This window comes from Streptomyces sp. NPDC005722 (assembly GCF_040630935.1).
In the GTDB taxonomy this organism is placed as follows: domain Bacteria; phylum Actinomycetota; class Actinomycetes; order Streptomycetales; family Streptomycetaceae; genus Actinacidiphila.
In genome coordinates, this window is sequence record NZ_JBEXYN010000015.1 from 1 (window position 1) to 20,150 (window position 20,150).

Annotated in this window: 17 protein-coding genes and 1 pseudogene; 9 read left to right on the forward strand and 9 right to left on the reverse strand. The window is 70.5% G+C overall.

Features of this window, described 5'->3' with window-relative positions; all coding sequences use genetic code 11:
• Positions 1-246: 246 nt before the first annotated feature.
• Positions 247-564, reverse strand: coding sequence for a hypothetical protein (locus ABZ479_RS18855; RefSeq protein ID WP_500462625.1), 318 nt, complete (start codon positions 562-564; stop codon positions 247-249).
• A gap of 719 nt (positions 565-1,283) precedes the next feature.
• On the opposite strand from ABZ479_RS18855, the gene ABZ479_RS18860 reads away from it, so the two are divergent.
• The 5 genes from ABZ479_RS18860 (at position 1,284) to ABZ479_RS18880 (ending at position 7,805) form a co-directional block, all read left to right on the forward strand.
• A complete protein-coding gene (locus ABZ479_RS18860) occupies positions 1,284-2,579 on the forward strand; it encodes an ABC transporter substrate-binding protein (RefSeq protein ID WP_500462626.1) in 1,296 nt (431 codons plus the stop codon).
• Positions 2,576-3,478: a carbohydrate ABC transporter permease gene (locus ABZ479_RS18865; RefSeq protein ID WP_018563759.1), complete on the forward strand. Its 903-nt coding sequence runs from the start codon at positions 2,576-2,578 to the stop codon at positions 3,476-3,478. The genes ABZ479_RS18860 and ABZ479_RS18865 overlap by 4 nt, the downstream gene beginning before the upstream one ends.
• Before the next feature lie 32 nt (positions 3,479-3,510).
• Positions 3,511-4,296, forward strand: coding sequence for a carbohydrate ABC transporter permease (locus ABZ479_RS18870; protein ID WP_326580988.1), 786 nt, complete (start codon positions 3,511-3,513; stop codon positions 4,294-4,296).
• A 177-nt stretch (positions 4,297-4,473) separates the two neighbouring features.
• The gene (yicI, locus tag ABZ479_RS18875; protein WP_500462627.1) at positions 4,474-6,750 is read left to right on the forward strand and encodes an alpha-xylosidase; all 2,277 of its coding nucleotides are present in this window, start codon (positions 4,474-4,476) and stop codon (positions 6,748-6,750) included.
• A 41-nt stretch (positions 6,751-6,791) separates the two neighbouring features.
• Entirely contained in the window at positions 6,792-7,805 is a 1,014-nt protein-coding gene (locus ABZ479_RS18880) for a LacI family DNA-binding transcriptional regulator (protein ID WP_499605284.1), read from the forward strand.
• A 33-nt stretch (positions 7,806-7,838) separates the two neighbouring features.
• Here ABZ479_RS18880 and ABZ479_RS18885 read toward each other — a convergent pair whose 3' ends face one another.
• The 5 genes and pseudogenes from ABZ479_RS18885 to ABZ479_RS18905 form a co-directional block, all read right to left on the reverse strand.
• The gene (locus ABZ479_RS18885) at positions 7,839-8,822 is read right to left on the reverse strand and encodes a hypothetical protein (RefSeq protein ID WP_499605282.1); all 984 of its coding nucleotides are present in this window, start codon (positions 8,820-8,822) and stop codon (positions 7,839-7,841) included.
• An 18-nt stretch (positions 8,823-8,840) separates the two neighbouring features.
• Complete coding sequence (locus tag ABZ479_RS18890) at positions 8,841-9,593, reverse strand: serine hydrolase (RefSeq protein ID WP_500462628.1); 753 nt, start codon at positions 9,591-9,593, stop codon at positions 8,841-8,843.
• 174 nt (positions 9,594-9,767) lie between these two features.
• Positions 9,768-10,050, reverse strand: a pseudogene (locus ABZ479_RS18895) (ABC transporter permease); the annotation flags it as partial.
• Between the two features lie 603 nt (positions 10,051-10,653).
• On the reverse strand, positions 10,654-11,340 hold the full coding sequence (locus tag ABZ479_RS18900; RefSeq protein ID WP_500462629.1) for an ABC transporter ATP-binding protein: 687 nt from the start codon (positions 11,338-11,340) through the stop codon (positions 10,654-10,656).
• Positions 11,337-11,861 (reverse strand): PadR family transcriptional regulator, encoded by a 525-nt coding sequence (locus ABZ479_RS18905; protein ID WP_499605278.1) that lies wholly within the window; start codon positions 11,859-11,861, stop codon positions 11,337-11,339. Before ABZ479_RS18905 ends, ABZ479_RS18900 begins: the two co-directional genes overlap by 4 nt.
• A gap of 116 nt (positions 11,862-11,977) precedes the next feature.
• Between ABZ479_RS18905 and ABZ479_RS18910 the strand changes: the two genes are divergently transcribed.
• Positions 11,978-12,814 carry a polysaccharide deacetylase family protein gene (locus ABZ479_RS18910; protein WP_500462630.1) on the forward strand — a complete coding sequence of 279 codons (837 nt, stop codon included), beginning with the start codon at positions 11,978-11,980 and terminating at the stop codon, positions 12,812-12,814.
• A 101-nt stretch (positions 12,815-12,915) separates the two neighbouring features.
• A complete protein-coding gene (locus ABZ479_RS18915) occupies positions 12,916-13,266 on the forward strand; it encodes a hypothetical protein (protein WP_500462631.1) in 351 nt (116 codons plus the stop codon).
• 20 nt (positions 13,267-13,286) lie between these two features.
• Here the strand turns inward: ABZ479_RS18915 and ABZ479_RS18920 are convergent, their stop codons facing one another.
• Positions 13,287-15,419, reverse strand: a complete 2,133-nt coding sequence (locus tag ABZ479_RS18920; protein WP_500462632.1) for a SpoIIE family protein phosphatase — start codon at positions 15,417-15,419, stop codon at positions 13,287-13,289.
• A 200-nt stretch (positions 15,420-15,619) separates the two neighbouring features.
• Between ABZ479_RS18920 and ABZ479_RS18925 the strand changes: the two genes are divergently transcribed.
• Positions 15,620-16,714 (forward strand): TDT family transporter, encoded by a 1,095-nt coding sequence (locus tag ABZ479_RS18925; protein WP_500462633.1) that lies wholly within the window; start codon positions 15,620-15,622, stop codon positions 16,712-16,714.
• 31 nt (positions 16,715-16,745) lie between these two features.
• Here ABZ479_RS18925 and ABZ479_RS18930 read toward each other — a convergent pair whose 3' ends face one another.
• Together ABZ479_RS18930 and ABZ479_RS18935 are read right to left on the reverse strand one after the other, a co-directional pair.
• Positions 16,746-17,603: an alpha/beta fold hydrolase gene (locus ABZ479_RS18930; RefSeq protein WP_500462634.1), complete on the reverse strand. Its 858-nt coding sequence runs from the start codon at positions 17,601-17,603 to the stop codon at positions 16,746-16,748.
• A gap of 121 nt (positions 17,604-17,724) precedes the next feature.
• Positions 17,725-19,098 (reverse strand): FAD-dependent oxidoreductase, encoded by a 1,374-nt coding sequence (locus ABZ479_RS18935; protein WP_500462635.1) that lies wholly within the window; start codon positions 19,096-19,098, stop codon positions 17,725-17,727.
• Between the two features lie 71 nt (positions 19,099-19,169).
• On the opposite strand from ABZ479_RS18935, the gene ABZ479_RS18940 reads away from it, so the two are divergent.
• Entirely contained in the window at positions 19,170-20,147 is a 978-nt protein-coding gene (locus tag ABZ479_RS18940) for an AraC family transcriptional regulator (RefSeq protein ID WP_500462636.1), read from the forward strand.
• The last annotated feature ends 3 nt before the right edge of the window (positions 20,148-20,150 follow it).

A 20,150-nucleotide genomic window follows, 5' to 3' on the forward strand; every position in this document is an offset into this window, starting at 1 on the left:
CAGAAACAGGCGTACTCCGCCCTTGTACGGGCTGACCGCCCCGCTCCCCCCGGCGGTATAAATTTCTGTCGGGCTCGGTCGGGTGGTGCCGTCACCGCCGCGGGAGGGCCGCTGCAGGCGCCCTGCCCGACCTCCTCACCGTGGGCCGTCACCGTCCGGGCCCGGGGGACCGGGCGGTGACGGTCGCGGTGGGGACGTCATCGGGCGGGCCTGCACGTCACCGGTGCCGGCGCCGAGGCGTCAGTGCTAGAAGCCTCCGTAGAAGCCGTAGAAGCCGGGGTAGTAGCCGTAGTAGCCGCCGTAACCTCCGTAACCTCCGTAGCCGCCGTAACCGCCCCAGCCGTAGCCGCCATAACCGTAGCCGTTGCCCCAGCCGCCGTAGCCGCCGTGGCCGCCGTGGCCGCCGTGCCCGCCGCCCCAGCCGCCGCCGTGGTCGACGACGGACTGCGCGGTCGCGGGTGCTGTCTGTGGCGTCGCCGCGCTGGCCGCGGTGGCTCCGGCGAATGCGAGCAGGGGCGCCACCACGACAGCGGCGGCGATCCTGCGGATGGTAAGCCTTCGCATGACTCCCCCTTCGGGGATGTGGACTTCGGGTCGCGGCCCGCGCGGGGCCGACCACCGTCCGCGCGGGAACGTGCGTGATCCCGGCGGGTTGGGGTGCGGACGACCGGGCGCGGAACGCACCTCACGGACGTGGAACGCCGGAACAGATGTCTGTAGTTGAAGACGTCCCTATATGCACGGTAGGCGCGTTTTGTGCCGCCCGTCAAAGGGATCCGGCAAAAAGTGCATATTGGTATCTTTTGCTCTGCTGTGACGCCCTGTCAACCGTGCGTGCCGCGAAGGTTCCGTTGCGTCAGTGGCGACCCAACTGCAAGTCCGCGTGCGGAGGTTGGCGTCGCGCAGCAACCCCTCCCGCACCCCTGACCGCGTGTCCGTAGAGGCGGGTGTGGCAAACGTGACAGAAGGGGTGTGAGGGGCCAATGGTGCCCAAAAGAAGATCCCGCCGGAATTCGGAAGCTGCGAATCCGATTCGATGCCAAGCGCTTCCGCCCCGTGAGCGACGCCGCTGCGTCCACACCCGGTCACTCCGGGCATCCGTCGCATGTCACGCACTCGTTGAGCGTCGGTAACACTTCAAAAATCGCAGGTCGGCAATTTGTTAACACCATTGACATATCTGCGCCCGCTGCATACGGTCCTGCGTCGAAGCGCTTCGACGCGTCGCATCGAAACCATTCGATGGGCGCCTCACTCGTTCGGCCCAGGTGGAGGTCACTTCAATGTTGAAGGTGCGCAGACCGCTGGCTCTCGCAGCAGCTGCCCTTGCGGGCGCCATGCTCATCACTTCGTGCGGAAGCTCGGACAGCGGTGCGGAGGGCGACGGCAAGACGCTGAAGCTCTGGCACTACGAAGCTCCGAACAGTGCCATGGGCATCGCCTGGAACCAGGCGATAGAGGAGTTCAAGAAGTCCCACCCCGGCGTCAAGGTCGAGTTCGAGGCGAAGGGCTTCGAGCAGATCCAGAAGACCGCCTCGATGGTGCTCAACTCCAGCAACGCCCCTGACCTCATGGAGTACAACAAGGGCAACGCCACGGCCGGCCTGCTGGCCAAGCAGGGCCTGCTCACCGACCTCACCCCGCAGGTCACGAAGCACGGCTGGGACAAGTTGCTCAGCCCCAGCGTCACCACCACCAGCCGCTACGACGCCAAGGGCGTCATGGGCTCCGGTAACTGGTACGGCATCCCGAACTTCGGTGAGTACACGATGGTGTACTACAACAAGGACCTCTTCTCGAAGAACGGCGTGAAGGTCCCGACCACGTTCAACGAGTTCGAGCAGGCCCTCGCGGCCTTCAAGGCCAAGGGCATCACCCCGCTCGCCAACGGCGGCGCCGAGTACCCGGCCCACCAGTACCTGTACCAGCTGGCCCTGACCAAGGCCGACCGCAGCTGGGTCGACTCCTTCGAGCTCTACAAGGGCAAGGCGGACTTCCACGACGCCGCCTGGACGTACGCCGCCAACACCCTGTCGGACTGGGTGAAGAAGGGCTACATCGCCAAGACGACCAGCGGCGCCAAGGCCGAGGACGCCGGCGTCTCCTTCATCAGCGGCAAGTCCCCGATCTTCTTCTCGGGCAGCTGGTGGTACGGCCGCTTCCGCGACGAGAGCAAGTTCCAGTGGGGCTCGTTCCTCTTCCCGGACTCCAAGATGACCCTCGGCTCGGGCGGCAACCTCTGGGTCGTCCCGAAGAACGCCAAGAACAAGCAGCTGGCCTACGACTTCATCGACATCACGATGAAGAAGGGGATCCAGAACACCCTGGGCAACAACGGCGGTGTGCCCGTCGCGGCCGAGCCCTCGGCGATCACCGACCCCAGCTCCAAGGAGCTGATCGAGAACTTCAACAAGGTCTCGGACCAGGACGGCCTCGCCTTCTACCCGGACTGGCCGGTCCCCGGCTTCTACGACGTGCTGGTCTCGGCCACCCAGAAGCTGATCACCGGCAGCGGCACCCCGGACCAGGTCCTGGACGAACTGCAGAAGGCCTATGACGCGGGTGCGCCCACGTCATGAGCGCCCGACCCCTCCGGCTGCGCAATCCCTACGCGCTGTACTTGATCCCGGGTGTCATCGCCTTCCTGGCCGTCGTGATCGTGCCGTTCGTGATGAACATCTACTTCAGCTTCACGCACTGGCAGGGCGTCGGCTCGCCCACCTGGGCGGGGCTGGAGAACTACCGGGAGCTGATGAAGGACTCGCGGTTCTGGGAGTCCTTCCGGCACAGCGTCGCCATGGTCCTGGCGATGGCGGTGATCCCCACCGCCGTCGGCCTCGTGGTGGCGGCGGCGCTGTTCGACTTCATCGGCAAGCACTTCGGTTCGAAGCTGGCCAGCGTGCTGCGTGCCTGCTTCTACCTGCCCCAGGTCCTGCCCATCACCGTGGCGGGCATCGTCTGGAGCTGGATCCTGGCCCCCGAGAACGGCTCGCTCAACGAGCTGCTGAAGGCGGTCGGCCTGGGTTCGCTCCAGCAGGACTGGCTGGGTGACCCGAAGTTCGCGCTCTACAGCGTGATGGCCGTCATGGTCTGGGTGCAGCTGGGCTTCCCCGTCGTGATCTTCATGGCGGGACTCCAGCGGGTCGATCCCTCGCTCTACGAGGCGGCCGAGCTCGACGGGACGAACTGGTGGCAGCGTTTCTGGCACGTGACGCTGCCCCAGATCCGCCCCGAGATCTACGTGGTGATGCTGTGGTGCACCATCGCGGCCCTGAAGGTCTTCGGCGCGGTGTACGTCCTCACCAAGGGCGGGCCCGCCGACGCGACCATCGTGCCGTCCTACTTCTCCTTCTCGACCTTCTTCGAGAAGACGGACGTCGGCTACGGTTCGGCGATCGCGACGGTCCTCACCCTGATCATCCTGGCGCTGACCACGGTCGGCCTCCGCTTCCAGACCCGATCGGAGGACGCACAGTGAAGGCGCTCAAGCGCTACCCGGTGCTGGTGGCGATGATCCTCGGCGCGATCTTCATGGTGCTGCCGCTCCTGATCGTGCTCATCAACGCGCTGAAGTCGCCCGCCGACTACTCCGCGCACGGTCCGCTGTCCCTGCCCCACGGCCTCCACCTGGACGGCCTGACGGACTTCTGGACGCGGGTCAACTTCGGGCACACGCTGCTGAACTCGATCGTGATCTCGGGTTCGGTCGCCGTGTTCGGCGTCATCCTCTCGGTGCTCAACGCCTACGCGATCGGCATCGGGCGGATCAAGGGCAAGGCGTACTTCCTCGCCTTCTTCGTGCTGGCCAACGTGCTGCCGCAGGAGGCCCTGGTCTACCCGCTGTACTACCTGTCCAAGCAGGTGGGGCTGTACGACACCAGGCTGAGCCTGATCATCGTCTTCAGCGTCGTGCAGGCGGCCTTCGGCACGTACCTCCTCTCCTCCGTGCTCGGGGCCTTCCCGAAGGAGATCATCGAGGCGGCCAGGATCGACGGCGCCAACAGCTGGCAGATCCTGTGGCGGATGGTGGTCCCGGTCAGCCGGCCCACCCTCGGCGTCCTGCTCGTGTTCTTCTTCATCTGGACCTGGAACGAGTTCCTGCTCCCGCTGGTCATGCTGCCGTCGAACGACAACCAGACCGTCTCGGTGGCGCTCGGCGTGCTCCAGGGCCAGCGCCTCATGGACGCGACGATGACCAACGCGGCCGGTCTGCTCGGCGCGCTCCCCGCCATCGTGTTCTTCCTGCTCTTCCAGCGGACGCTCACCCGGGGCATCGCCGTCGGCGCCGTGAAGTGACCGCCGCCCGGACGCCTGTGTCCGAGGCCCTCCACCCGGGCGGGTGACCACCCCGCCGACCCGCCCACGGCTCTGCCTCCCCCCGTCACGGGGCAGGAGGCAGGGCCACCCCCACCTGCTCCGACACGTACACGTACCGAGAACGCCGGTGGCAGCCCACCGGGAAAGGCATCGACCATGAAGTTCACCAACGGGTACTGGCTGCTGCGCGAAGGCGTCACGGCGGCGTATCCGGCCGAGGTCCTCGATGCCGTCCCGGGCCCCGGAACCCTGCGGGTGCACGCACCCACGCAGCACATCCGGCACCGCGGCGACCTGCTCAAGGGCCCGCTGGTCACCGTCGACTGCACCGCGCCGATGCCCGGTGTGATCGGCGTGCGCATCACCCACTTCGAGGGCGAGGTCGAGACCGGCCCGAACTTCGAGCTGCACCACGAGCCGCACGAGCCCGTCGTGACCGTCGACGAGGAGCAGGCCGTCCTCACCTCCGGCGACCTGAGCGTCCGCTTCCGCCTCGACGGCGAGTGGCGGATGGAGTTCCAGGCCGACGGGCGCACCCTCACCAGCAGCGACGTCAAGGCCATGGCGCTGATGGAGACCGCCGAGGGCGAGCACCACGTCCGCGAGCAGCTCCGGCTGGCCGTCGGCACGTCCGTCTACGGGCTCGGCGAGCGCTTCGGCCCGCTGGTCAAGAACGGCCAGACCGTCGACATCTGGAACGCCGACGGCGGTACGAGCAGCGAGCAGTCCTACAAGAACATCCCGTTCTACCTGACCGACGCCGGCTACGGCGTCTTCGTCGACGACCCCGGCAAGGTCTCCTTCGAGGTCGCCTCCGAGCAGGTCTCGCGCGTCCAGTTCAGCGCCGAGCGCCAGCAGTTGCAGTACTACGTCATCCACGGCCCCACGCCGAAGGAGATCCTGCGCAAGTACACCGCGCTCACCGGCCGGCCCGCGCTCCCGCCCGCCTGGTCGTTCGGGCTGTGGCTGACCACCTCCTTCACCACCTCCTACGACGAGCAGACCGTCACCGGGTTCGTCGACGGGATGGCCGAGCGCGACCTGCCGCTGTCGGCCTTCCACTTCGACTGCTTCTGGATGCGCGAGTTCAACTGGTGCGACTTCGAGTGGGACCCGCGCGTCTTCCCCGACCCCGAGGGGATGCTGCGCCGGCTCAAGGAGCGCGACCTGCACATCTGCGTGTGGATCAACCCCTACATCGCCCAGCGCTCCCCGCTCTTCGCCGAGGGCAAGGCCGCCGGTTACCTGCTCAAGCGCCCCGACGGCGGCGTCTGGCAGTGGGACCTGTGGCAGCCCGGCATGGCCCTGGTCGACTTCACCAACCCCGACGCCTGCGCCTGGTACGCGTCCAAGCTCGAGGCCCTCCTGGAGATGGGCGTCGACTGCTTCAAGACCGACTTCGGCGAGCGCGTGCCCACCGACGTCGCCTGGTTCGACGGCTCCGACCCGGAGCGCATGCACAACTACTACACGCAGCTGTACAACAAGACCGTCTTCGACGTGCTGCGCAAGCACCGCGGCGAGGGCGAGGCGGTGCTCTTCGCCCGCTCCGCCACGGCCGGCGGCCAGCAGTTCCCCGTGCACTGGGGCGGCGACTGCGAGTCCACGTACGAGTCGATGGCCGAGTCGCTGCGCGGCGGCCTCTCCCTCGGCCTGTCAGGCTTCGGCTACTGGAGCCACGACATCGGCGGCTTCGAGGGCCTGCCCGACGCCGGGCTGTTCAAGCGCTGGACCGCCTTCGGCATGCTCTCCTCGCACAGCCGCCTGCACGGTTCCTCCTCCTACCGCGTGCCGTGGCTGTTCGACGAGGAGGCGGTGGACGTCCTCCGCCACTTCACCAAGCTCAAGCTGAGCCTCATGCCCTACCTCTACGGTGCCGCGCACCAGGCGCACACCGAGGGCGTCCCGATGATGCGCGCCATGGTGCTGGAGTTCCCGGACGACCCGGGCTGCGCCTCGCTGGAGCGCCAGTACATGCTCGGCGGGGACCTGCTGGTCGCGCCGGTGTTCTCCGAGGACGGCGAGGTGTCGTACTACGTGCCCGAGGGCACCTGGACCCACTTCACGACCGGCGAGCAGGTCACCGGACCGCGCTGGGTCCGCGAGACCCACGACTACCTCAGCGTCCCGCTGCTGGCCCGGCCCGGTTCCGCGATCCCGGTCGGCGCCGTCGACGACCGCCCCGACTACGTGTGGGCCAACGACGTGACCGTCCGGGTCTTCGAGCCGGCCGACGGCTCCCGCACCACCGTGCGGATCCCCCGCGAGGACGGTTCGGCCGCGGCCGAGATCACCGTCGTGCGCGAGGGCTCCACGCTGCGGGCCGAGACCTCCGACGCGTCCCTGCCGTGGGGCGTCGAGGTCGCCGGCGGTCCCTCCGCGCGTGCCGCGGCCGGTACCGCCGTCCTCACCCTGGAGCTCGCCGGCTCCTGAGGACGGCACGGCACAGCACGCACGTAGGGGAAGGGAGTTGCATGGTCAAGATCACTGACGTCGCGCGGCACGCCAACGTGTCGCCGAGCACCGTCAGCTACGCCCTCAGCGGCAAGCGGCCGATCTCCCCGGAGACCCGGCGGCGCATCGAGGACAGCATCCGTGAACTGGGCTACCGGCCGCACGCCGGGGCCCGGTCCCTGGCCAGCAGCAGGTCACGGGTGATCGGCCTCGTGCTGCCCCTCCGGAAGGGCATCCACGTGCCCGTGGTCATGCAGTTCGCCACCTCCGTGCTGACCGCCGCCCGGGAGCACGACCACGATGTCCTCCTCCTCACGCAGAACGAGGGGGAGGAGGGCATCAACCGGGTCGCCCAGAGCGCGATGGCGGACGCCTTCATCATCATGGACGTCGAGATGGACGACCGGCGGCTGCCGTTGCTGCGCGCCCTGGACCGGCCGTCCGTGCTCATCGGTTTCCCCTCCGACCCGGCGGGGCTGACCTGCGTCGACCTGGACTTCGCGGGCGCCGGCGAGGCATGTGTCGAGCACCTCGCCGCGCTCGGCCACCACACCGTAGCCCTCGTCGGCTCGCCGCCCGAGGTCTACGTCCGCGGCACCGGCTTCGCGCGCCGGGTCGCCGCGGGCTTCACGGCGGCCGCCGACCGCCTCGGCCTGCGCTCGTCCGTCCACCCGTGCCCGGAGACCCCGGCTGCCGCGCGGGACATGGCGGAGCAACTGCTGCGCGAGCAGCCGGGACTGTCCGGCGTCGTCGTCCACAACGAGCCGATCACCCAGCCGCTGATCGCGGCCTTCCAGGCCATGGGACTGCGGGTCCCGGACGACCTGTCGGTGGCCGCGATCTGCCCCGACGAGACCGCCGAGCAGGCACCCGTGCCCATCACGTCGGTCTCGATACCCTCCGCCGAGATCGGCACCCGCGCCGTCCAGCTCCTGATGGCCAAGCTCGCCGACCGCGACGACGTCCCGGAGACGACCGTGCTGTCCGCGGTCCTGACCCGCCGGGCCACCACCGCCCCACCGGCCCGGCACTGACAGGGTGACGCGGAGGTGGGCTGGAGAGCCCGCTCAGGGCATCCCGGATGGGGACACACGGCGAGGATTCCCTCGGTCGATCGTGAACACCACGCTGCTCCCCGTCTGCAGCGGTGTGGTGAAGATGGCATGGGCGGCGACCTGGCCGAATGCGTCGGGGTACGTACGGCCGTGTTGCGTCAGGCCCCCGGTGCCGAGCCTGGTGAGTCCTGACACCTGAGTGTTGAGGATCTGGGCGCCGATGCCCTGTCCTACGGTCAGGCGGTACTCGGCGTCCAGTACGGGTCTGAACGTGTACGCCTGCACCCGGATCTCACGGTCGGTTCCCAGGTACTTGCGTGTGACGACGTTGAACTCAACGGAACGGAAGCCGTGATGGTGACGAGGTTCCGGCAACACGAAACGGTATTCGACCGCCGGTGAGCCTCGCAGTTCGGTCTGGCGCGGGGAAGTCTGTGACAACTGCTGCCCGTCGACGCGAACATGATCGACGCGGAAGCAGTCGCCATCGGTCAGCGACAGTCCCTCGTCGATCTGCCAGCGGAAGACGTATCGGTTGTCGCTGGCGAGGATGCCGAAGGGCTCGTCGCTGAGGGAAGAGACGCAGATGAATCGCAGTTCCCTGGGTAATTCCGGTACGTGGTAGGAGATGCGCATTGCTTGGACCGCATAACCGTCGGAGCCGAGATGGTCCAAGTGACAGTCCCACCTGTAGCGCGCCAGGGCACCGGCAAAGAGGTTTTCACGAATGGGTTCGAGTATCTCTCGGAGCGCGTGGTCGATGGCTTGATCGACCTGAAGCGTCGTGTCACGGATGGTGATCTGCCCGAAGATGAAACTGACCATGGCTGCGGAGACAAGGGTGGTGCCCACTATCTCCGACGTCTTGGCAAGAACGTCTTCGTGCGCTCGGTTCACCGACACGATCAGCGCAACCGTTCCGACAACGAGGACGAGCAGGTTGTAGATGCGGACCGTCCGCCGTACTTCCGAGATTACGCCGCGCTGATCGGCCATCGCCCATCACCGACCTTGTCAGAGGGTTTCGTCGGCGAGGCGCCAGATGTCGGCTATGCAATCCCCGATTTGGATGTTCACGAGCGCCGTGTCTTCTTGCCGGTCCGTGAGAAAAACGGCGATCAAGTCGATGTGGCGTCCGTACAGGATGCCCGCATCATGTGCGAGTCCACTGAGACTTCCGGTCTTGTGGGCGACCGGCAGTTGGTCGGGAAGCCGAAGCGGCAGGCGGAAGTTCCGCATACTGTTGCGAAGGGCTGTGAGGAGTGGGCGGAGCCGCGGCGTGGTCGCCACGTATCGCAGCATGCATGCCGTGTCGTCCGCGGTTGTGACGCTGTCCCGTGCGGTCGCGTTGAGTTCGCCGTCAGTAAAACCCACCCGCATGAACGTCTGCTGGGCGCCTGCCCGGGCGGCCGTCGCTGTTACGGCGTCCATGCCGACGAGGTCGGTGAGGAAAGCTCCGATGGGGTTGTCACTGGTGGCGAGCATGAGGCCGCACAATTCGGCCAGAGTGAATTGATGCCGCGGCTCGAAGACCTCCAGAAGAGACGGGTAGTCCGTGCGGCCGAGATCCGATCGGGTCACGACGCGGCGTGGGTCCGACTGCTCCATCACGGTGACCGCTAGTGCCAGCTTCATCAGGCTTGCTGCGGGGAACACCCGGTCGGCATTCCGACCGACTCTGATGTCAGTACCGCGAAGGGACTGCAGTACGACGGCTCTGGAGTCGTCGTCGCCTACGAAATCGTTGACGCGGCCGACGATGTTCATGTGAACCCCCTGCCCCCCGAGAGGGTACGAAGACCCTCCGTCGCGCGCGACCCGTTCAGGTTAAGCGTGAGGTTTGCCGGTGTCCACTGCGCTTCGGGCGAATTGCCAGGTGTTCCCTGTGGCATCCGGATGTGTCCGAGGGCCGGTTCTCCAACTGCCTGACGCCGCCGCGTGTCACTCCGTGCGCAGGCCGTCCGGGCGCACCGTGCGGCCAGGGCGGGAAGGCTGAGACGGGTCACCAGGAGAACGACGGCCATGTCGACGCCGGTCGTGGCGGCAACGTCGTGCCAGTCGACGGTCACGGCCGTCCCGACCATGCGCAGCAGTACCGCCCCAGGGTCAAGCCGACCACGCCGGCGAGGGCGAGGACGAGGGCGACGAGGATCGCGGTCTGTCACAGCACCGACAGGCCGAGGGTGTTGCGGCGGGTGCCGAAGGCCACCACGGTTGACAGCATCGTGGCGGGCCCCGCCGAAACGGACGGCTGCGGACACCCCAACGGGCAAGAGCAGCCCCACGGGGACGATGAGCACGAGCAGCGCCAGGACCGGGTCTCCAGTGCCGCCCCCGGTCGACGGAGCCGAAGGCGTGGATGCATTCGACGCGGACGGTCTCCCCGGCCCTGGTGCCGGTGACGCGGTACGGCAGCCGCTCGCTCACCAGCGGGTCCCGCGCAGAGGTGAGCAGCCGCCGCAGGGCGGGGAAGGCCACCATCGTCCCTGGTGCGGGCAGCCTGCCGACGCCGGGCGGCAGCGGTGCCTCCCGGCCCTCCGGCTTCAGTAGGCGACCGCGCACCTCCTGGCCGCGGTAGGCGGTGTCCACCGCGTTGATCAACAGTGTGTCGTCGGCCCGGTCCTGACGATCGAGATGTACGTCATGTTGTCGCGGGCGCGTTCCAGGTCGTCACGCCTGGTCAGGGCGCTCGGCAGGGAGGCCGTGAGCAGCAGCAGGGGCCACCCAGAGGCCGGTCAAGAGGGTTCGCGCCCGGGCTTCGCGGCCGCCAGTGACGGCGGGATCCGGCGGGTGGCGAGGCGGGCGGCGCGGGAGATGTTTCCGGGCCTCATGCCACGCGCGCGGTGTCGCGGGCCTTCCCGTCGCGTACGACGACCTCGCGGTCGGAGTACGCGGCCACCCGCGTCTCGTGGGTGACCAGGACGACCGCGGCGTCGGTGTCACGGGCGGCGTCGGTGAGCAGGCGCATCACCCGTTCGCCGTTGAGGGAGTCCAGCGCGCCGGTGGGTTCGTCGGCGAACACCACGCGGGGGCCGGTGACCAGGGCACGGGCGACGGCCACCCGTTGTCCCTGTCCTCCGGAGACCGCCCCCGGGCGTTGCCCCGCGACGTCGTCGACCTCCAGCCGGCGCAGCCATTCCAGGGCGGTGCGCGCGGCCTCCTTGCGGGAGGTGCCGCCCAGGCGCAGGGGCAGTGCGACGTTCTCCGCGCAGGTCAGTTCGGGTACGAGCTGCCCGAACTGGAAGACGAAGCCGAACTCGCCGCGCCGCAGCGCGCTGCGCCGGGCGTCGTTCATGGCGGACAGTTCGGCGCCGCGGTAGGTGATGGTGCCGGCGTCGGGGACGACGATCCCGGCGAGGCAGTGCAGCAGCGTGGACTTCCCGGAGCCGGAGGGTCCCAGCACGGCGACGACCTCACCGGCGTGCACGGAGAAGTCCGCCCCGTCGAGCGCCGTCGTCGGGCCGTAGCTCTTGTGCAGGCCTTCGGCGGTGAGCAGGGGCTCGGGGGCCGTCATGCGCCGACCTCCCGGGCCAGCCTGTCGAGGCGCGCCGCCGTCAGCTCCAGCCAGCGCACGTCGGCCTCCAGGTGGAAGAGGGCGTGGTCGCAGATCAGCTGGTCGGCGAGGTCCCCGGTGCGCTTGCGCTCGGTCAGGTCGCGCATCAGCCGCAGGTGCTCGGCGCGCTGCACGTCGAGGATGTCGGCGGCGTCCCGCTGGGTGAGGAGCGCGAGGACGACCTTGGTGTAGAGGGTCGACTGCAGGTACGGCTCCGGCTTCTCCGGCGTCGCGAGCCACTGCGCGACGTCGGTGACGCCCGCCTCCGTGATCGCGTACCGCTTGCGCTCGGGGCCCTCGCCGGGCTCTATGGCCTCGACCTCGACCAGGCCGTGCTTCAGCAGCCGTGACATCGTGGAGTAGACCTGCCCGTAGTGCAGCGGGCGGTCGTGCCCGAATCGCTCGTCGAAGGCGCGCTTGAGGTCGTAGCCGTGGCGCGGTCCCGATTCGAGGAGACCCAGGAGGGTGTGGCCGATGGACATGCGCGTCAATATACACATGAGGTATACACGTCATGTAGACGGCGGGTCGCCGCGGGGTGGACGGGGGGTACCCCCGGTATGAATGACATGTATACCCCTTATGTATAGTCGCGGCCATGCGATATGTCCGGCCTCGACGCCACCTGCCCGCCCGACCTGACGCCGCCCCCGCCCGGTTCGCCCGCAGATGGGCGGCGCTCCCCGTGGCCGCCCTCGCGATAGCCCTCGCGCTCACCGGGTGCACCCGCGTGGAGACCACCTCGCCCGGCACCGTGCGTCAGGAGGCCGGCAAGAACGGCACGGGCACCTTCGGCAGCGTCGACTGCCGCAAGGCCAAGTGCATCGCGCTCACCTTCGACGCGGGACCGAGCAAGAACACCGCGCAGCTGCTCGACGTCCTCAAGGACAAGCAGGTCCACGCCACCTTCTTCCTCCTCGGCAGGAACCACGTCGAGCGCTACCCGGACATGGTCAAGCGCATGGCGGCCGAGGGGCACGAGGTGGCCAGTCACACCTGGTCGCACAAGATCCTCACGGACATCGACCCCGAGGAGATCCGCGAGGAGCTGAGCCGGCCCGACGACGCGATCGAGCGGATAACGGGCCGCAAGCCCACCCTCATGCGCCCGCCGCAGGGGCGCACCAACGACACCGTCCAGGGGATCGCCCGCGAGATGGGCCTCTCCGAGGTGCTGTGGAGCGTCACGGCCAAGGACTACGAGACCAACGACCCCGCCCTGATCACCAAGCGCGTCCTGGACCAGGCCGACCGCGACGGCATCATCCTGCTCCACGACGTCGTCCCCGGCCCGGACGCCAAGGGCTACCGCGGCACCCTGCCGGCCGTGCCCGGGATCATCGACGCCCTCAAGCGGCGGGGCTTCACCTTCGTGACCGTTCCGCAGCTGCTCGCGCCGGGCACCCCGCAGCCAGGCGTCGTCTACCGCCCCTGACCGGATCCGAGGGCCATCCGGCCGGATGGCCGTGGTCCCCGCACCGCCGCCGGAGCGACCCTGGAGGGGCCAAAGCGGGAAGCGCGCGGCGGGAGCGAGACATGACGAACACCCACCTTTCCGGTGCGGCCGACCCGCCGGGCGCCCCCGGGCCGGCCGGCGGGCGGCACGCGCGCCCGGACGGGGCCCCGCGCCACGGTGACGAGGGCGCGGTGGTCTGGCTGGTGGGGCTGCGTCATCGCGGCGGTTCGGGGGCGCTGGTCCACCACTACTACGTGGTCGCGGGGATGTCCGCCGGTGCCGAGGCGCTGCACCGGGCCCACTGGTACGCGGCCCAGCCCGCGGAGCGGCTGCTGCGCGGTGATGCGATCGTCGACGGCACCTGGGCCGAGGTGCGCCGGCTGGTGCGGGACACGCTAGGCCGGTTCCGTCTCGCGGCGCGGCCGGGCTGACCGCTCGGTGCCCCCGCTCCTCACTCCGCGGGCCGCGGGCCCACGAGCAGCAGGGCGATGTCGTCCCGGCCCCCCGAGGTCCGCTGCGCCTCCCGCAGGAGTTCGTCGGCGAGGTCGTCCAGCGACCCGACGGGCGCTACGGAGAGCCGCTCGGCGAGTTCCCGCAGCGCCGTCTCCAGATCGGTGCCGGGACGTTCGATCAGCCCGTCGGTGAACAGGGCGAGCACGCTTCCGGGCGGCATCCGCACCTCCGCGGCCCGGTAGTCGGCGGCCACGTCCACCCCGAGCAGGAGCCCCGGCGGCACCTCGAGGATCTCCGTCCGGCCCGACGAGTGGCGCAGCAGCGCCGGCAGGTGGCCGGCGCTCGCCAGCAGCGCGCGGTGCCCGGGCACGTCCAGCTGTGCGTACAGGCAACTGGTGAACAGGTCCGTGTCGAAGTCGCTGAACAGGCGGTTGATCCGGGTGAGGACGTCGTCCGGGGACGCGCCGGTGCTCGCGTGGGTGTGCACCGCCGTGCGGATCTGGCCCATCAGCGCCGCCGCGTTGACGCTGTGCCCCTGGACGTCGCCGATCACCGCGGCCGCGGCCCCGGAGCCGTCGAGGCGGATCAGGTCGTAGAAGTCGCCGCCGATGTCCATGCCGCTGGCGGCCGGGAGGTAGCGGGCGGCGACGCGCAGGCCGGGCACCTGCGGCAGGGAGTGCGGCAGCAGCGCCGTCTGGAGGGTGCGCGCGACCTGGCTCTTGGTGTCGTACAGCCGGGCGCGTTCCAGCGCCTGGGCGATCATGCCGGCCAGCGAGGTCAGGGCGGCGCGTTCGTCGGGCGGGAAGGCACGGGGGAGCGCGAAGGCCAGGACGAGGCAGCCGATCGTGCGGCCCGAGGCGTTGAGCGGGAGGAAGGCCCAGGCGCCCATGCGCGTGTACGGGGTGACGAGGGGGAACGCCTGCCGTATCGCGTCGACGTCGCTGAAGAACATCGGGGTACCCGTGGCGACGGTGCGCGAGCCGGCCGTGTCGACCGTCAGCGACAGGCCCCGGAAGAAGTCCTTGTGGGCCGGCGGGAAGCCGCGGGAGGCGACGTCCTGGAACCGTCCCTCGTCCGTGATCAGCAACGACAGGCCGTCGGCCCCGAGGACGGGCATGATCTGCTCCGTGACGGACGCGGCCACGTCCCGGACGCCGACCGCCTCGGTCAGGGACGAGGCGATGTAGAGCAGGTGGTACAGCGCGCCGGCGCGGGTCGGCGCCGTCCCGGAGGGAGTGCTGGGCGGGAGGCGGTTGCCCGCCGGCGCGGGGGCGGGCCGCAGGCGGATGCTGATCCCGGTGGTGTCCGGGTAGAGCCGGAAGGACAGCCAGTCGTCCGGGGGGCGCAGGGCGGTGAAGTCCGCCGGGAGGCGGCTGAACAGGGCGGCCAGGTACGGGTCCTCGTAGGCCGGGTCGATCAGCCAGGGAAGGCACTCCCAGAGGCGGTTGTGCATCAGCTGCCGCTTGTCCTGGCCCAGCAGCTCGGCCGCCTTGCCGTTGAGGAAGGTCACCCGTCCCTCCAGGTCGAGCGCGAGCACCCCCTCGTCCAGGCGCTCGGCCAGCTCCGCCGCGGCCTGGGCTTCGGCGGGCGGCAGGGGTGGCGGAGGGTCAGGCGCGAGCACCCGCGGTACGGGGCCCGGCCGCAGCGGCCGCCCCCGGGCGGCGGCCTGCGTCAGCAGCCCGTTCATCCGCTCGGCGGCGCGGGTGACCGCGGCCCGTTCGTCCGGGGAGAGGCGGTCGGGGCGCGTGTCGGGCCACAGCAGTTGCAGCACGCCCGACACGGTGGTGCCGGTGAGCAGCGGGACGACGTACATCGCCACCCGGTAGGGCAGGGCGAAGGCGGTCCGCGGGAACCGGCGGGCCAGTTCGTCGTGCCCGTGCACCCAGACCGGGTGACCGTCACGCGCCACCGTGGAGACGGGGGCCGGGGTGGCCAGCGCCAGCCGCGACCACGGCCGCACCACACCGGCGGACAGGCCCGTCACCACCGCCAGCCGCAACGCCTGGGCGTGCGGCACCAGCAGGAAGACGCCGGCGGCATGGGACCCGGTGGTTCTCGCCACCTCCGCCAGAGCCTGGTCGAGTGCGGCCTCCTCCTGCGGCGCGGCGCCTGGCGCTGCGCTCCCGCCCATCACCCACCGGCCCCGCGCGGTGCCCAACGGGCCGGTCGCCGCCGGGGAACGCCGTTCCGTCCGGGGCGGGGCGCTCCCATATGTGGACCATAGTCCCCGCCGACACGTGGGGGCATCTCGGCCGGGCGCGGCCCCGGCCGGTGCCGGAGCGGCGTCATCTGGTTTAAAGTTGAAACCACCCACCGGAGGAGAACCCAAGCATGCAGTCGGCCGCACCGGACGCACCCGTGACCGTCACGCTCCCGGAAGCGTTCCCGAGCACCCCCTCGGAGGTCCGGGCGGAGGCTCCTTCGGTCACGTCGTCCGGGCCCGCGCACGCCGCCGGCGGCAACGGCGGAGCCGCCCGGCGGGCGACCCGCATCGGGCTGATGTCGGTGTCCCTCGGCACGGCGGGGCTCGGCGGGCTCTGGCAGTCGGCGGCGGCCACGGTGTCCGCGCCGATCGGGGTCAGCGACGTCCTGTTCGTGGTCAGCGGCCTGGTGTGGGTGGTGCTGCTGGCGCAGTACCTGCGGCACGGCGGAACCCGCCGGCGCAACGTCCTGGACGATCTCCACCACCCCCGTCAGGGCTTCGCCCTCGCGTACGTGCCGATCATCGGCATGCTCGCCACCGGCCACTTCGCCCGCTTCGGCGTCGAGGCCGCGCGCTGGCCCTACGCGCTGTTCGCCCTCGCCTCCGCCGTGATCGCCGCCCGGCTGCTCGCCCACTGGGTGACGGGCGGCCTCGGTTCCGCGCCGCTCCACCCCGGTTACCTGCTGCCGGTGGTCTCCGGGCCCTTCATCGCCGCCACCACCGGCTCCGCGGTCCGGCTCCCGGCCGCGGCCGAGGCCGCCTTCGCGGTCGGGGTCGTGTACTGGCTCGCCTTCGGCGCCGTCGTCCTCGGCGGCCTCGTCACGAACGGCCTGCCCGGTCCCGCCCGTCCCACGCTGACCGTCCTCACGATCCCGCCCGCCGTGGGCGGCCTCGCATGGACCGCCGCGCACGGCGGACGGGTCGACGCCGTGGGCCAGGGCTTCGCCGGGCTGGTGCTCTTCACCGTCCTGATCGTGCTCTTCCTGGTGCCGCACGTCCGCCAGGACGGTTTCCACCTCGGCTACTGGGTCTTCTCCTTCCCGGCCGCCGCCAGCGGCAACTTCCTCGTGCGCTGGCTGCACGGCGCCGCCGTCCCGGGCGGGCGGGTGCTGGCCTGGCTGGTCGTCGCCCTGGTCAGCGCGGCGTTCCTCGCCCTCTACGCGGCGACCGTCCGCTACGCCGTCCGCGCCGCCGGCCGGCACCGGGCGGTCGCCGAGGCGTAGCCGCGGCCGAAGGCGCCGGGTCCGCTCGACCTCAGGTGAAGGGCGGTTCGCTGTCCAGGAAGCGCGCGACGTGGGCGCAGAAGAGCCGGGGGTACTGGAACAGCGCCCCGTGGCCCGAGTCCGGGTAGATGACGAGCTGCGCGTGCGGGATGGTCCGCGCGAGGATCCACGAGTTGACGGTCGGGACCATGATGTCGTCGCTGCCGTTGACCACGAGCGTGGGCTGCGTGACGCGTCGCAGCTCCGAGAACCGCTCGCCCCGCGGGGTGTTCCAGTCCGCCCGTACCGTCTGCTGTGCCCGCACGCTCTCCGGTCCCGACTCGGCGTCGGCGTCCACCGTCCGTTCGTGACGGCGCGCCCAGAACTCCCGGCCCGCCCGCCGGCCGCCGGGGGAGTCGTCGAAGAAGAGGTACAGGTAGTCCTCCTCCGTCAGGAGCTCGTGGGCGGACACCTCCGCGACGCGTTCGCCGACGCCCGCCGTCTCGCCCGCGCGCGGCTTCGTTCCGGCCAGGACCAGGCGGCGCACCAGTTCGGGACGGGCCAGGACGAGCGCCTGGGCCACGTAGCCGCCCAGCGAGAAGCCCAGCAGGTCGACGCGGGGGACGTCCAGGGCCCGCAGGAAGGCCGCGGTGTTCGTGGCGAAGCCCTCCGCCGATTCCGGTGTCCGGCCGCCGGAGTTCCCCACCCCGGCGTTGTCGAAGAGGATCACCGGCCGGTCCGCGGCGAGACCGTCCGTGACGAGCGGGTCCCAGTGGTCCATGCCCGCGCGGAAGTGCGGCAGCATCAGCAGGGGCGTGCCGCTCCCGGCGCCGAACCGGCGGTGGGCGTACCGCTCCCCGTCCACCTCGACGTACCGGGTCGGTGCCGTGGTGTGCACGTACGAAGGCATGACGCCCTCCCGTGGTCGGTGGGCCCCGCTGCCGCCGGTGCGGTGACCGCGTCCTGCCGACATTGTCCGGCAATGTGCGGTTCGCCTCAAAAGGCGCCGGCGACGGCGGGGCCCCACCGGCTCACCTGACGGTGGCCAGCACCTCGTTGAAGGCCTCGGTCGAGCTCGGGTGCGTGTAGATCGCGTCGCGCAGCTCGGTCGCCGTGACCCCGTGCCGTATGGCCAGCGCGACGGTGTTGATCAGCTCCTGGGAGTCCACGCTGAACAGGGCCGCGCCGAGCACCCGGTCCGTCGCCGTGTCCAGGACGAACTTCATCACCCCCCGCGTCTCCCCGACGATCTTCGCCCGGGGCATCGCGGCGATGTCGGCGACCGCCTTCTCGGCGATCGCGACCGCGTAGCCCTGCTCGCGCGCCTGCTGCTCCGTGAGCCCGACGCGGGACAGCGGGGGCGTGGTGAAGAGGGTGTACGGCACGGCCTCGCGGTCCCGGGTGGTGCGCGTGCCGGCGCCGGCCAGCTGGTCGTGGACGATCCGGCTGTCGTCGAGCGAGATGTAGGTGAACTGGGGCCCGCCGTTGACGTCACCGACGGCGAAGACGTGCGGCTGGCTGGAGCGCAGGTACTCGTCCACGGCGACGGCACCCGACGCCGTGGTCAGGATGCCGGCCTCCTCGAGGCCGAGCCCCGCGGTGGCGGGCCTGCGCCCGGCCGCGACCAGCACGGCGTCGACGTCGGCCGTCCGTTCCTGCCCGTCGACGCGGTAGTGCACGGTGGCGTGGTCCGCCGCGTCCGTGACGCCCGTGACCGTCGCCCCCGTCACGATGGTGACGCCCTCCTCGGTCAGCACGGACGCCACGGCGCCCGCGACGTCCTCGTCCTCACGCGGCAGCACGCGCGCACCCGCCTCCAGGACGGTCACCTCGGTGCCGAACGCGCGGTACATCCCGGCGAACTCCAGTCCCAGGTAGCCCGCGCCGAGGATCAGCATGCGGGCCGGACGCCGCGGGTCGCGCACCAGGTCGGTGCTGGTCCTGGTGTACGCGCTGGTGCGCAGCCCCGGGACGTCGGGGACGACCGGCTCGGCGCCGGTGTTGACGACGACGGTGTCCGCGGTGACGAGCAGCCGGTCGGCGCCGGCGCTGACCTCCACCGTCTTCGCGTCCACGAACCGGGCTCGGCCCGTGACGACCGTGACGGAGTCGACGGTGTCGAGCATCTCGAAGTTCTTCGCGCGGAGGGCGTCCGTCAGCCGGGTCGTGCTGTGCACGGCGTTACGGAAGCCCTCCTCCGGCGGATCGTCCGGGCGGCGCTCGCCGGCCCGGTGGATCAGTGCCTTGGTCGGTACGCACCCCACGTTGATGCAGGTGCCGCCGTACATCGAGTCCGACTGCTCGACGATCGCGACGCGCCGGCCGAGACGGCCCATCCGCCCCGCCAGGGTCTTGCCGCCCTTGCCGAATCCGATCACGAGGAGATCGACATGCATGTTTTCCATGGCGACCACCTTGCCGCCCGCCGGTCGAGATGCCAAGATCAGTGAGTACCGATTTCTATCGAGAAAGTCTCATGGACACCCTGAGCCGCGTGGTCCACCTCGCCCGGCTGCGAGGCAGCGTCGACATCCGCTGCCTGATCGCCGGGAGCCACACCATGGACAACCCCGCGGGCGGCACCGGCAGCTCCCCCTTCCACCTGCTGCTGGAAGGGGAGTGCACCCTCGAACTGCCCGACCGGAGCATCGACCTGCGGGCGGGCGACATGGTGCTCCTGCCGCGCGGCACGGCGCACCGCGTCCACACGCACGGCCCCGGCCCGGCCACCTCCGTCGAGCACCACGACGTCGGCCCGTACGCCCTGCTGAGCGGGACAGGACCGGTCGGCGACGTGGTGCCCGTCGACCTCTTCTGCGGCCACTACACGTGGGAGCGGGGCGCGGGCCAGGTGCTCATGGGCATGCTGCCCGAGGTGCTGCACGTGCCGCTCGGCGCCGGGCCGGGCAGCCCCCTGGCGCTGCTCAGCGCCTTCATGCGCGACGAGGCCCGCACGGCGGGGCCGGGCACGGAGGCGGTCCTCGACTCCCTCTGCGACGTGCTGCTGACGCTGGCCCTGCGCGGGGTGTCCGGCGTGGGCCGGGTGGCGTGGCTCGCCTCCACCCGCGGCGTCGTACGGACCGTCACCGACGCCGTCCTGCGCGACCCCGCCCACGACTGGGGCATCGAGAAGTTCGCCGCGCTCAACTCCATGTCGCGGGCCACCTTCATCCGGCACTTCGGCCGGGAGACCGGGATGAACGCCGGGGAGTTCCTGATGCGGCTGCGCATGCTCCTCGCCGCGGAACTCCTCACGGAGACCGAGCAACCGGTCTCCGCCGTCGCCGCTTCCGTGGGCTACGCCTCCGAGTCCGCCTTCGGCCGCTCCTTCCGGCTCGCGGCGGGCGACACCCCTGCCCGGCTCCGCCGGGCGGCCCGTCAGGGTGTACCCGGCGAAGGCGTCTCCGTCCTGCGTCTGCGCGACGCCGACGGCGGGGCGGCGCAGGCGCCGTGACCG

Bases quoted from the DNA above. Each gene is read 5' to 3' on its own strand.
- ABZ479_RS18855 (WP_500462625.1), bottom strand. From the start codon at position 564: ATGCGAAGGCTTACCATCCGCAGGATCGCCGCCGCTGTCGTGGTGGCG.
- ABZ479_RS18860 (WP_500462626.1), top strand. From the start codon at position 1,284: ATGTTGAAGGTGCGCAGACCGCTGGCTCTCGCAGCAGCTGCCCTTGCG.
- ABZ479_RS18865 (WP_018563759.1), top strand. From the start codon at position 2,576: ATGAGCGCCCGACCCCTCCGGCTGCGCAATCCCTACGCGCTGTACTTG.
- ABZ479_RS18870 (WP_326580988.1), top strand. From the start codon at position 3,511: ATGATCCTCGGCGCGATCTTCATGGTGCTGCCGCTCCTGATCGTGCTC.
- yicI (WP_500462627.1), top strand. From the start codon at position 4,474: ATGAAGTTCACCAACGGGTACTGGCTGCTGCGCGAAGGCGTCACGGCG.
- ABZ479_RS18880 (WP_499605284.1), top strand. From the start codon at position 6,792: ATGGTCAAGATCACTGACGTCGCGCGGCACGCCAACGTGTCGCCGAGC.
- ABZ479_RS18885 (WP_499605282.1), bottom strand. From the start codon at position 8,822: ATGGCCGATCAGCGCGGCGTAATCTCGGAAGTACGGCGGACGGTCCGC.
- ABZ479_RS18890 (WP_500462628.1), bottom strand. From the start codon at position 9,593: ATGAACATCGTCGGCCGCGTCAACGATTTCGTAGGCGACGACGACTCC.
- ABZ479_RS18900 (WP_500462629.1), bottom strand. From the start codon at position 11,340: ATGACGGCCCCCGAGCCCCTGCTCACCGCCGAAGGCCTGCACAAGAGC.
- ABZ479_RS18905 (WP_499605278.1), bottom strand. From the start codon at position 11,861: ATGTCCATCGGCCACACCCTCCTGGGTCTCCTCGAATCGGGACCGCGC.
- ABZ479_RS18910 (WP_500462630.1), top strand. From the start codon at position 11,978: ATGCGATATGTCCGGCCTCGACGCCACCTGCCCGCCCGACCTGACGCC.
- ABZ479_RS18915 (WP_500462631.1), top strand. From the start codon at position 12,916: ATGACGAACACCCACCTTTCCGGTGCGGCCGACCCGCCGGGCGCCCCC.
- ABZ479_RS18920 (WP_500462632.1), bottom strand. From the start codon at position 15,419: ATGGGCGGGAGCGCAGCGCCAGGCGCCGCGCCGCAGGAGGAGGCCGCA.
- ABZ479_RS18925 (WP_500462633.1), top strand. From the start codon at position 15,620: ATGCAGTCGGCCGCACCGGACGCACCCGTGACCGTCACGCTCCCGGAA.
- ABZ479_RS18930 (WP_500462634.1), bottom strand. From the start codon at position 17,603: ATGCCTTCGTACGTGCACACCACGGCACCGACCCGGTACGTCGAGGTG.
- ABZ479_RS18935 (WP_500462635.1), bottom strand. From the start codon at position 19,098: ATGGAAAACATGCATGTCGATCTCCTCGTGATCGGATTCGGCAAGGGC.
- ABZ479_RS18940 (WP_500462636.1), top strand. From the start codon at position 19,170: ATGGACACCCTGAGCCGCGTGGTCCACCTCGCCCGGCTGCGAGGCAGC.